The sequence below is a fragment of the Paenibacillus sp. FSL H8-0122 genome (genome assembly GCF_038005345.1).
Taxonomy (GTDB): domain Bacteria; phylum Bacillota; class Bacilli; order Paenibacillales; family Paenibacillaceae; genus Paenibacillus_AQ.
In genome coordinates, this window is the sequence record NZ_JBBOTB010000001.1 from 5,842,784 (window position 1) to 5,855,775 (window position 12,992).

At 50.8% G+C, this 12,992-nt stretch carries 8 protein-coding genes; all 8 read left to right on the plus strand.

Annotation, left to right across the window (positions count from 1 at the left end; translation table 11 throughout):
* Window positions 1-102 precede the first annotated feature (102 nt).
* The 8 genes from NSS64_RS25025 to NSS64_RS25060 all read left to right on the plus strand — a co-directional run bounded on the left by NSS64_RS25025 (window position 103) and on the right by NSS64_RS25060 (window position 12,977).
* The gene (locus NSS64_RS25025) at window positions 103-1,239 is read left to right on the plus strand and encodes a YncE family protein (RefSeq protein ID WP_341141911.1); all 1,137 of its coding nucleotides are present in this window, start codon (window positions 103-105) and stop codon (window positions 1,237-1,239) included.
* Window positions 1,240-1,317: 78 nt separating this feature from the next.
* Window positions 1,318-2,868, plus strand: coding sequence for a YncE family protein (locus NSS64_RS25030; RefSeq protein ID WP_341141912.1), 1,551 nt, complete (start codon window positions 1,318-1,320; stop codon window positions 2,866-2,868).
* Window positions 2,869-3,155: 287 nt separating this feature from the next.
* Entirely contained in the window at window positions 3,156-4,574 is a 1,419-nt protein-coding gene (locus NSS64_RS25035; protein ID WP_341141913.1) for a YncE family protein, read from the plus strand.
* 34 nt (window positions 4,575-4,608) lie between these two features.
* The gene (locus NSS64_RS25040) at window positions 4,609-5,451 is read left to right on the plus strand and encodes a class I SAM-dependent methyltransferase (protein WP_341141914.1); all 843 of its coding nucleotides are present in this window, start codon (window positions 4,609-4,611) and stop codon (window positions 5,449-5,451) included.
* A 327-nt stretch (window positions 5,452-5,778) separates the two neighbouring features.
* Window positions 5,779-7,371: a hypothetical protein gene (locus tag NSS64_RS25045; RefSeq protein ID WP_341141915.1), complete on the plus strand. Its 1,593-nt coding sequence runs from the start codon at window positions 5,779-5,781 to the stop codon at window positions 7,369-7,371.
* Between the two features lie 24 nt (window positions 7,372-7,395).
* Window positions 7,396-9,105, plus strand: coding sequence for a collagen-like protein (locus NSS64_RS25050; protein ID WP_341141916.1), 1,710 nt, complete (start codon window positions 7,396-7,398; stop codon window positions 9,103-9,105).
* Between the two features lie 153 nt (window positions 9,106-9,258).
* A complete protein-coding gene (locus NSS64_RS25055) occupies window positions 9,259-10,917 on the plus strand; it encodes a YncE family protein (protein WP_341141917.1) in 1,659 nt (552 codons plus the stop codon).
* Window positions 10,918-10,985: 68 nt separating this feature from the next.
* Window positions 10,986-12,977: a YncE family protein gene (locus NSS64_RS25060; protein WP_341141918.1), complete on the plus strand. Its 1,992-nt coding sequence runs from the start codon at window positions 10,986-10,988 to the stop codon at window positions 12,975-12,977.
* Window positions 12,978-12,992: the final 15 nt, after the last annotated feature.

Consider the following 12,992-nt stretch of genomic DNA (forward strand, 5'->3'; position numbering starts at 1 on the left):
GTGGACCAGCCGTTAAGCGGAGCTTACACATACGAATTGCAAGCTAAAGTTACGGACCTACAATATATCACTCTCGGTGACATCGCAATTATAGAAGCCAGCATGTCTGTACTTGTAGTTGACAATACCACCCCTGCCTCCATGCCTGTGTATGTATCTTATGAAGCACAAAACGGCGACGGGTATGTAGCAGCCATCCATTCTCAGACGGATGCTATTCTCGCAACTATTCCGGTAGGCAAGCAACCGGGCTCTATCTGCATCTCACCAGACGGATCAACCGTCTATGTAGTCAACGAAGGGGACCATAGCGTTTCATTGATTGATACTAATACCAATGCTGTCACCGCTACGCTGAACGTAGGACGTAACCCCAAAGCCGTCATGGTTACCCCGGACAACACCAAAGCGTACGTAGCCAATTATGATGACAAGAGCATCACCATTATTGATAATTCTTCCAGGACGGTTATTAAAACGGTGTCCGTGGGCAGCGGAAGTCCCTTCGCTCTGGCCGCGTGTCCCAACAGCTGGTATATGTATGCTGCCTGCCGTGAAGGAGGTACCAACGATTATGTCTTAGCCATTGCCGTAGACAGCGATGAGGCCACCCCATTTGCGCACGGCGGATGGAACCTGAGCTTTAACACGGATTACAATCCGCTGGTCGTTAGCCCTGACGGTCACTTGGTGGCTGCCTTGGACCTCAACAATCAGCTTAGAAGAATCAATGGCCCTGACGATATTGGTCCCGGGAATACCGTTACATGGCTGAACCAAACCGTCTCCGGCGTTTACCTGAACAACGGCCTCTTTTTTGCCACCAAGTCCTTCAATGAAGCTGTCATTAAAACAGCCCGTAATCTGTCGATTGACGCCAGCGGCACTGTAACGGGAGATCAGAAACCGGATACTCCCAGCTACAAAGGCCAGAATAAAATCCGGGTGTCACCAGACCAATCAAGGGTGTGCGTAACCATTACGGCTAATGATGACCAGTTCGCAGGCCTGCAGATCATTTCTATTGATGCTCAGAGCCTGGACATTTCGTCTGTTTTTGTGAGACTGCCTGTTGCCAATGATCTGGCTATCACCTATGACGGCACCAAAGCCTATGTCGCAGAAATTGAATATGTCCATCCCGTTGATCTTATGAACCCGTCCGCCTCCACCTCCATTCATTTGGGTATTTCGTCCAAGGTGAAAGGAATCGCGGGCGCTTACCGTAGCCAGTCATAGTCCCGGTATTAAGGAGCCTGCGTATTAATTACACAGCATGGTTGTAGGCTATTCTCCCAAATCTAAGGAGGTCTATAAATGACTATAGATTCTACCAATCCCTGTTCCTGCAACAGCTTCCATTATCAATCCTCGTTATCGCCAGTGAGCCTGCCGCTGGGATCACCCGGGAACTGGACTTACCTTGTAACAGTCCCCTTCAATATCCTTGCAGAGAATCAGGTTGCCAAAATCGAGGTTAATATGGAGGTGATCTGGGACAGCATCGATAAAGCAAATAGCAAATTAGCCATTGAATATCGTCTATTGCGCAATGGCAGACAAATTCTTTTGGATAATACAATATTTGCGTATGATGTTGACGCGACAACCGTCCACGAGGAGACACTCAGCTTTTTCCATGTGGACACACCCGGTAAAGGTTCTTTCACGTACACGCTGCAAGCCCGGATTTCGAGCTACAGTAACGTTGAAGGTCCTTTAAGCATCAGTAAGTCCGATATGACCGTCAACGTATTCAACAGCGTAGACTCCTCCAGCTATCTCTTCGTTACCTATACCTCCTCAGCGGATGGGAAAGGTTATGTAGCAGTGGTAGATCCACAGACCCATAAGATTGCGGGAACCATACTGGTTGGAAATGATCCGAGAGCCATTGCCAAATCGCCGGATGGAGCAGCTGTTTATGTCATTAATTACGGAGACGAGACCCTCTCTGTCATTAATGCGGCAACCCTTCAGATCACTGCCACTATCATCTTAGGTGCTGAGCCGGTAGCTCTTGTGGTTACACCGGACAACAAGCAGACCTTCGTAGCGAATCTCGGAAGTAGAAGTGTTACCGTCATTGATAACAGTACCCATACCGCCGTCAATACCATAGCGCTTCCTGCAGCTCCATTTTCCCTGACTGTAGACACCAATAGCTGGTTCGTCATTGCTGCCTGCAAGGGTCCGGATAGCTATGCCGCTATTGATACGGTGAAATACACGGTTCAGAATGGTAACTTGACATGGGGATCCGAGAATCATAACCCGATCGCCATTACAAATAATGGAATTTGGGTATCCATGTTTGGGTCTACTAACATCAAAGTGTGCGGTATTGACGGTCAGAGTAAGTTTAGAAGCCTAACCACTTGGAACATCGGAGGTAACATTGCTGCTGTAGCCACTGATGCAGGACAATGGCATGACGTTTTTTATGCAATTCAAGCCCCTCCTTCCACAAAGGTCATGTTCGCCGGCATCTCTACCGGCTTTGCCGGCCCTAATTATCTCGACGGCTATAAGGGCCAGAATGACATAGACGTCTCCTCGGATAGCCAAAAGATATGCATCGTTATTGAGGCTAGCGATGATCAGTTTGCAGGTCTGCAAATTATTGAGCCCTATAACAGTGCTCTCTCGAATTTTGTGAGAATCCCCGTTGCCCATCAGGTAGTTGTTACGCCAGACAGCCTACAGGCATTTGTCACCGAAGAGCAATATGTGACCCCTATTGATCTGGTGACATATACCAAAGGGGAAGCCATCTCTATCGGCGGCAAGGTGTATGGCATGGCTGCCAGCTACCGGACGCAGAGTAAGCTTAGACCCCAAGTGCAGATCATTGAAGCAGAAGATTGAATAACTACTGAGGGAGGAATCGCACTGTGAATCCAAAAGACGATCACAATCTAATAGAAGTAGTCAGTACTCCAAGCCCAGATAGCATTCCCGATGAAAATGGAGAATGGACGTGGGAGAATACTCCTGTGCTCCCCACCGATGGAGTTCCTGGCAACGGAGGACCGCAAAGTCCACAACTTCCTCAAGGTCCTTCAAGTCCGGGTAGTACAATCAGCTATAACAATTCTTCCACTGCCGTTACACTTTCCTTTGGCACTCCATCCGCATGGAAGACACTGGAGACCTTGTCCTTTATTAATACACGTGATAGGGAAGTGGTGAAGCTTGACGCTACCTTTATGCTGTCCTGGACCAGTGTAGCCGCCGCTCATACTTATATTGGCATTGATTACCGTATTTTGCGAAATGGCGCTCAGATCTACTTGTCCAGCAATGCCTTTGATTCTGAGGAACAAGCAAACGCCAAAACCTCGGAACAAGTCAGCTGCTTCCATATTGACTCCCCAAACGTCGGCAACTATAACTACACCCTGCAAATACGCATCAACCGTTATACCAATCTCCAGCCTACTGTCCAAATCGTGCAATCCGAGCTAGCCGCCGTTGTCTACTCCGGCATCCTGTCCAAATCTTATCTGTATGTATCCTATACAGAGAATCTGGAAGCCCCCAATGATCCCGGCTTCGTCGCTGTCGTTGATCCCGATAACAAGAAGGTGATCAAGACGATCCGCGTCGGCCGCAGCCCAGGACCCTTGGCCAAATCCCCTGATGGAGCAAGCGTCTATGTTGTTAATGTCCAGGATGAGACAGTCTCCATTATTGATACGAACACCCTCACTGTAGCGGCCACGCTACCTGTAGGCAATAGCCCTACTGCAATTATCGTGGCTCCTAACAACACCAAAGCCTATGTGGCTAATTATGGTTCACAGAATGTGACCATTATAGATCATACGACCCGTCAGGTTAAGGCAACCGTTCCTGTGAATGGCAGCCCGTTTGCCTTTACAGCCCAGCCCAACAGCTGGTTTATCTTCACCGCTACGATAACCGAAGCAGATAAAGGCCATGCCATTGCAATTTCTGTAGGTACCGATCATGTTCAAGATCTGGGGCAGACCTCCGGACTTGACCGCAGATACAATCCGCTTGCAGCCAAGGTAGCTGGCATTAAGCTGCTGTTTATTGCCCCTGGCGGTACGCGGACTTACAATATTTATAATTCCGACACCATTACTGCCTCAGCTTCCTATAGCTTGAAGAATTGGACCTCTGCTGTTCACAAAGAACGATACGATTATTTTTACGGCATTCAGACCTTTGAGTCCACTTCAAGGGGAAGATTCAGGGTGTACGATAATACGAACTATGTCGGCCCCTGGAATTATGCCAGCTTTTCCGGGCAAAGTCACATTGTGGCTTCACCGGATTACTCGAGAATCTGTATCAGTATCGAAGCCAATGACGATCAATTTGCTGGCCTGCAGATTATCGATACGGACCGTGACGGCGATCTTCATTTCATTGAGATTCCCGTTGCCCACAAGTCAGTCATTACCTCCGACAGCTCATTGGCCTTTGTCATGGAGAACAGCTATGTACACCCGGTGGATATTATCAATTTCACAAATCCCTTTGAATCCATTTATATCGGCGGAAAGGTAAACGATATGGTGGCCGCTTATCAAATGACTACTTAATATTTTCTTTTTTAACATTGGAGGTTATTGAAATATGGAATGCCCAGTATGCGGAAGCGGCTCTACATCCACGTTTGTCAATTATCCCCGTTTTTCGCTAATGGACTGCCCGGATTGCGATATGCTGTTCCAACCGGAGGAGAGCCGCCGCAAGAGCCAGGCTCTGATACCGGAAATCTATAACGACAGCTGGATACGAATGCGGGACCAGTGGATGAGAAGTACTTATCTGGATCATGGCTCCTTCAACATGCTTATGCTGCAGACCTTCTGCCCGGGCCGCGGCAAGCTGCTGGAGATCGGTTCAGGGACGGGCGAATTCCTCAATATAGCACGGGCTGCAGGCTGGGACGTTCTTGGAATTGAGCCCTCCCCGGCCTCCTGCGCATACATTGCTGAGAACTACCAATTGCCAGTCATTGAAGGCCTATGGGGTCCAGAGCTGCCGCTGCCGGTGAACTCCTTCGATGCGGTTGTGTTCTGGCATGTATTTGAGCATATCGCTGAGCCCGTTTCCTTTTTGAAGGAGATGTCCTCTTTGCTCGCGCCGGGTGGTTATCTATTTTTCAGCGTACCGAACCGGTACTGCCTCAGAAATGAATTACGGAAAGCTTCCAGTCCCTTGTTCACCGAAGCGGATCATCTCTTCCATCATTCCCAGCGGAGTCTGAGACAAATCATGGATAAAGCAGGCTTAGAGGTGCGTGCCTTATTCAGCAGGCAAACCTATGCCGAGCTGGAAATGACGACCTCCGCCCATCCAATCTACAGTCCGTATTCCTTCCCTCAAAAAATGGAACTGCTGGCCCGGCTTCAAGCCGAAATGCGGGGACACGAATTATTCTGTGTAGCCCAAAAAAGGGCCGAATACGTATAAACAAGTAGCGAGAGCTAGATATTTCGATAGTAGACTCAGGTCAATATGACCTGAGTTTTTTTATTTGGACGAGATTCTGGGCTGAAGCAAGCAATATGCCCGAACCTTTCATACATACTCTCATAAGCTGGAATTATCTGGTCCAGAGAGATTGCTCCTCTTTTGTCGCCACAGATTCAGAGCAGGCTTCTCTTCCGGAAAATTATGCGAAAGTGAGGTGCCTTTATGTCCACCCCTAACATTCCTAATATATCGCCTACTATTACCTTATCTTCCGATGACGTGCAGAATTTACTCTTTTCCTCCATCGCTATGGAAGAGCTTGGTTTGGCGCACATTATTAACGCCGAAGGGGAGAAGATTCAATTTGCTCTGGGTACGCTTCCCGGGATAAGCGGGCCAACAGTCACCATAAACGATATTCTGGCCGTAAATGCCAGCGCCCGGGGCATGATGGATGTAATCTCACGCCAGGAGATGATCCTCGACTCCAAGCTGCGTACGACTGCGGGTTTCCGATCTATGGTTGGACCAACCGGGCCTACGGGTCCTCCGGGCGGAGTCTTCAGTGTAAACGGGCTGTCCGGTGAAGTCGCATTGACCTCTGCGGACGGGATTGTTCCAGTATCCGATTCGATTCCTTCCGATCTACCCCTAAGCACATTCATTCAACCCGGTGTCTACAGCTCCAATGCCGTTCAAGGCATTCCTGCAGATTCGCCACTAGGACCTGCTAATCCCCAGATTTGGACACTATATGTCAGTGTTTCAGGCACTACTGTTCAGCAGCTGTATCTCTCCAACCCGTCCATTTATTACCGGGTGCGTCAAGCTGATGGCCTATGGACTTCATGGGAGCCTGTTGCAGAGGTTGGTCCTACCGGAGCTACCGGACCAGACGTAACCGGAGATACAGGCCAAGCAGGAATGACGGGGCAGACGGGTCCGGCGGGTCTTGCCGGACTCACCGGACCTGCGGGCACCCCTGGAGAGAAGGGCGTTACAGGCGTTACAGGCGTTACCATTACAGTCACCGGGCCTGCCGGACCAACCGGTGTCATTGGAGAACCCGGGGCCACTGGAGCCGCCGGAGCTACCGGCATGAAAGGGGCCTCCCCTCTGGCCGGAACTTTCAGGGGAGCGAGAGGACCTTCCGGACCGAACGGCGAATCACCAACCGGACCTGTTGGGGCTAGAGGTTTCACAGGAGCTACCGGGGAAACCGGAACTACCGGGAATCCGGGATCAAGAGGACCACGAGGACTTACCGGACAGACGGGTGAGAGCCCCACCGGACCCACTGGGCTTGCCGGAGCTAAGGGAGCCACCGGCCGGACCGGGATAGGTGCAACGCAGCCGGGAAGCAGAGGACCTTCCGGCCCTACACGCACTGGGCCTATCGGCCCCAGAGGACATACCGGAGGAAGCACCATGGGTCCCACCGGTGCTTCCGGCCCTACCGGGATCTTTGATCAGGACTTCTTTTACGCCTTTGTGACTGGAGCCACTTTAACAAGTTTTGCGGGTGGAGATTTCATATCCAATTGGAGTACCGGACTTACCCTTGGACAACCCAGGTCGACAATCATCCCTTTCCAGAGCGATCCCTCAGAAATCACGCTGATCCCAAATGCGGAGTACCAAATGGACTTTACAGTAAACGCAATTCCGGCTAATACTACTCCCTCCCTGTACGCTGAGCTCTATTTCTCCTATTCCGGCTCCGATGTGCAGGAGTATACCCCTTACTCCAGGGTCTCTAGGGAACAGATCGGCCAGAATATTTGGCGCAACTCATTTATACTGGATGCCACATTGTTTCCTGCAGATGCCATGTCATTTGTGTTAAACACCAATTTTGGAGCAGGCACCACGATTCTTGGCGCCTCCGTACGTGTGGTTACCTTACGCGTTCAATAATCTTAATGAAAGAGAGGAATCCTTATGTCTACTCCCAATCTTCCTAATATTACCCCCACAATTACACTGTCGCGGGATGATGTCCAGAACCTGCTCATGTCCTCCATTGCTATGGAAGAGCTTGGGCTGGCCCACATCATCAACGCTGAGGGAGAAAAGATCCAGTTCGCTCTGGGGACCCTGCCTGGCATCACCAGTCCCCCGGCATCCATTCAGGATATTCTGAATGTGAACAGCAGCACGCAAGCCATGCTCGACAGCATCTTCCGCCAGGAAATGATGCTCGATTCCAAGCTGAAGACATCGGTTAATATTCCTACCGTAACGGGTCCGATAGGACCGACCGGAGCAACAGGCGGTGTCAATACGGTAAACGGATTAACCGGTGATGTTATTCTTAATGCTGCTAACGGAGTTTTCCCCGCATTTACAGCTGAGCCCTCGGGAAGAGATTTGAATTTCTACATCATACCCGGGGTCTACAGCTCCAATGCTGCGGAAGGACCGCCTTCGAACGGACCGGCTGGGCCTTTAAATCCACAAATTTGGACCCTGTATGTGACAGTATCAGGTACAACAGTACAGCAGCTCTATCTTTCGAATCCATCTATCTATTACAGAGTAAATACCGGCGGTGTCTGGACTCCCTGGGAACCGGTGGATGTTGCCGGCCCCACCGGTCCAACTGGCGCAGCGGGTATCGGGATTACCGGACCCACCGGGCCCGCCGGGACAACAGGAGCCACAGGAGCGACAGGACCCGTCGGAAGTACAGGCGCTGCCGGCCATACCGGGCCAATGGGAGCCACAGGACCCACAGGGCCCACAGGACCCACAGGACCCACCGGACCGACCGGACCTAGAGGAGCTACAGGGGCTGCTGGCGTTACCGGCCCTACAGGACCGACAGGAGAAGGGGCCACAGGGCCGACCGGACCCACCGGACCGACAGGGGCCACTGGTAAAACAGGACCTACCGGACCCACCGGGCCCACTGGTCACCAAATAACAGGGCCGACCGGTGCTACGGGCGTTACTGGTGCCACGGGTCCCACTGGAGCCACGGGTAGTACAGGAGCTACTGGTGCCACTGGGGCTACCGGTCTGACCGGACCCACCGGCGCTACGGGGGCCACCGGCGAATCCCTTACAGGTCCGACTGGACCGACCGGGCCTACTGGACCTACTGGACCCACCGGACCGACAGGACCAACGGGTACGGGCATAGCCGGACCGACAGGCACTGCAGGGGGGTTGCCTACTGCAAACTTCTTGATGGCCTATATTACAGGACCCACCAATACACCTTTAGAAGCAAGTTTTTACGGTGATCAGGATGTGCACTGGAGCCATGGCGGACAAGAGATTACTGGCGGCACTGGTTCACCCAGAATTGACTTCCCTCTATACATTAATTTGGCCAGAGGGTTGTTCCAGGTAGACTATATGGTGGACGCCATTCCCTCCATCACAACTGCTCCTAATGGAGTTATGGTTGAAGTTCTATTAGAAGATGTAATTAACGACGCTCTCTACCCCATTAATTTCGGCAGCCGGGTAACCCATGATTCGGTGGGACAAAATGTATGGTCCAATTCTTTTGTCATAGACATAACCCCCGCTCCCGAAGGACTAGCGTTAATTATGCATACAAACATGGGTATGGGTTCGACAATCAACCAGCTTAATTTGCGAATTATCAGTCTCAATCCGTATACACCCAACCAACCTTAAACCAAAAAGCAATCTATGCGGTAAACTGGCACCGGTACTAACCGGTGTCAGTTTTTTTGCCTGTCCTATAATTGGACAAATCATAACAAAATACTATTATTTAGAAATTCCACATATACATATGTCGATTATACCTTGAGAGGAGTTAACATGGTGGATGATAACCAAGACCAATTCATTACACCCGAACCGTTAGCAGACGCTTCCGGACCAACCGGCCCTGCCGGACCCCGGGGAGCAACCGGACCTGCTGCGTATATCGGGTATGCCTCTTCAACCGATCCTCTGATCCTGCCCCCGGGTACGCCCGCACGCTGGGCCACGGTAAGCAGTGTTGCTGCCATTAGCCTAACCGTTACCCAAGCTGTAAAGATTGATGCTTCGTTTCTGTTATCCTGGGTTAGCGGAGACAGCGGCGCTGCCGAATTGAATCTGGAATACAGAATTCTCCGCAATGGTACTGTAATTTATACGGGGGCCAATGTGTATGGTCTGGCAGAGAACTCCAGGGCTGCTCATCAGGAATTCATTAATTTCTTCCACGTGGATACCGCACCCTCCGGCTCTTACACTTACACTATGCAAGCCCGGATCAATGGTTACAATAACTTACAGGCCACTATTGAAATTCTGGAATCCGAGTTGTCGGCTGTAGTATATCCGAACCAGATGCCCTCCCAGCACTATCTTTTTGTATCCTGCTGGAATGATACCGAGAATCTAAATGGTCATGTAGCAGTCATTGATACCGTTTCAAACCGTATTACGAGGACATTATTCGCAGGCTCCAAGCCGGGACCGATGGCCATATCTCCCGACCTTACAACACTGTATGTGGGAGACCAGAATCCGGTCACTGCAACCGATGAAGGCTATAACTTCATGTGGGTGTGGGACCTTGTCCAGTTCAGACAAATCGGCTCCGTTCAGATTGGGGCAACTCCCGTCGCCATTGTGGTTTCACCAGACAACAAGAAGGTGTATACCGCCAATTCCGGCTCACGGAATATTACGGTCATAGACAACTTGACCCGCCGGGTTATTGCAACTGTTCCAGTGGGGACGGGTACCCCCTTTGCCCTTACCGCTTCACCTGATGGAAGCTACATTTTTGCTGCATGCAAATCAGATACCGCTGGAAGCGATTATATTGCGGCTATTAGATTAGCCAATGAACAGGTGACGGTTTTTGGCAAAAGCTACGGCCTTGAATTCGATCCCTCCTGCAATCCTATTGCGGTTTCCAGCAACAGCCGGACCTTTGTAGCTGCGGGTAAAGAAAAAGCTTTGCTGGCCAGTCTAAATTCAGGCTCCATCGGACCCTTCTTTTCCGTGCCCTATAGTTCCCTCGGAGGTCAATGGCGGTCCGGCACATTCATTGACCGGGATATTCAGCAGTTCCATCAGATGTATTGGACAGAGCCCGCGCCGTCCGAGGAGATATCCATATGGAACGTGTCCGCCGACAACAGTCCGGCCCGTTGGCAGACACCGGTGTCCTACCCTGGCTACAAGGGGCAAAACCAGGTGGTTGCTTCTCCGGATCAGCTTCGTATCTGCATTACCGTTGCAGCCAGCGATGATCAATTCGCCGGCCTGCACATTATTGAGCCGGAGAACAACAACGCATCCCATTTTGTCCGCCTGCCCGTTGCCCGGGAAGTAGCTATTACAGCCAACAGCGCCATAGCCTATGTATCCGAACACCGTTATGTACATCCTGTCAATCTTCAGACCTTCACAGAAATGCAGGCGATTAGCGTCGACGGACTTGTGCAGACCATACTCGCAGCTTATCGTCTGCAGAGCTGACGCTCCCCTTATTCCTTATAACAGAGCTGACGCTCCCCTTATTCCTTATAAAGGAGTTGTGCCGACACGTGGATGAATTCAAAGAAAATAAGAATCAACCCCTGCAAGCTCCCGTCAACGGAGGGCCCGGACCGATCATCATTGGGGAGACAGGCGAAGATGACCAGGAGATCATCTGGCCGGGCTCAGACCCGGAGCCTCCTGAAGGCACTAGAGGACCACAGGGCCCAAAAGGCGACCGGGGACATAAGGGCGCTACTGGTCCAACTGGACATACCGGAGACACAGGGTCTACCGGTGCTACCGGCGCTCCAGGGCCTACTGGACCAACTGGGCCCACCGGTTCAACGGGCACTCCCGGCGAGAAGGGAATCACCGGCGGAACCGGAGATGATGGATCCGAAGGAGGCATAGGCCCTGTTGGGCCTGAGGGACCCCGAGGTGCCACCGGCGCCACCGGAGATGAAGGAGTTACGGGTGTGACGGGTGTCACAGGCCCTACCGGAGTTACTGGAGGTACCGGAGGCCGTGGTGATACCGGACCCTCCAGTGAAATTGTATACTCCAAGTCCCCTCAAGATATCTTGCTCCCGCTTGGCGAGCCTTCTTCCTGGTTGACTGTCAATACAGTGCCATTCGTAACCTTGGACCAACAACAGGCAGTGAAGGTGGAGGCTTCCTTCCTGATAGGCTGGGACAGCACTACTACTGACGATACCTCGCTGACAATCGACTACAGGCTGCTGAGAAACGGCCTTCCCATTTACTCCGCCACCAACACTTACGGATTCCGGACCAGCTCCAAAATGATCAATGAAGAGCTGGTAGAGATTTTCCATGTAGATACGCCTGAACGGGGAGCTTACACCTATACCCTGCAGGTTAGAACGAACGGATATCTCAATTTGCAAAATGCGACGCATATCCTGAATTCTGACATGGCGGCTATTGCATTCAATAACATAGAGCCTTCTTCTTATCTGTATGTTTCTTATCTTGCGGATGATCAGCAATCCGGTTATATAGCTCTGGTCGATCCCTCTACCGACACCATTATCCAGACGATTCAGGTAGGACAAAACCCCGGAGCCCTGGCTAAATCACCGGACGGTACCACCGTCTATGTGGTTAACAGTGCAGACAATTCTGTCTCTATAATTGACACACGTGAGCGAAGGGTTGTAGTGACACTGGCCGTTGGTCTCAACCCCGTAGCTGTAGTGGTAACGCCGGATAACTCCAAGGCGTATGTGGCGAATTATGATTCCCACAGTGTGACCGTTATTAATAACCTAACCCGCGAAGTATTAAGTACTCTTTCGATGGGCACCAATCATCCGTTTGCCTTGCTGGCTTCGCCGACCAACGGGTATGTCTATGTGGCGTGCAGACAGAATCAAGCTGATGTGGGCAAGGTATACGCTATCTCTGTACCCAGTGAAACTGTATTTAGTGCAGCAACAGACTTTGATTATATCTCGGAGCCTCAACAAAATCCCCTAGCCGTTTCTTCGGACGGCGAAACACTAATTGTTTACACCAAAAATTATGTTTACGTTCTTAAGAGTGAACCCACAAGTCCCTTTTCCAAAACAGGTTATATTACCGTTAACGGTTGGGTCTCCGGCATTTTCTTGGAAGGAACCAATAATTACAATTATGTGATGAAAGAACCGACATCCACACAATTATTATACTGGCAGATTTATGGAAGCGGCGGATACTCTGGACCTTGGTATTTGGACAGTTATAAAAGACAATATGATATCTCCGTCACTCCGGACAATTCCCGTGTACTCGTAACCATCATAGGAGATGATGACCAGTTTGCGGGTCTACAAATCATCGAACCCAAGAATAATAATGTCTCCCACTTCGTCGAGTTGCCGATTGCTTATAAAGTCGAAATCACGGCGGACAGCACAAAGGCTTATGTAGCTGAGAATCAATATGTCCATCCGGTGGATATTCTGGGCTATCAGGCTCTGAGGGCAGTCTATATAGGCAAACAAGTACGCGGCATGGCAGGGGCTTACCGGGCCCGTAGCGTGCAAATATGAAAGTGAAAATGAATG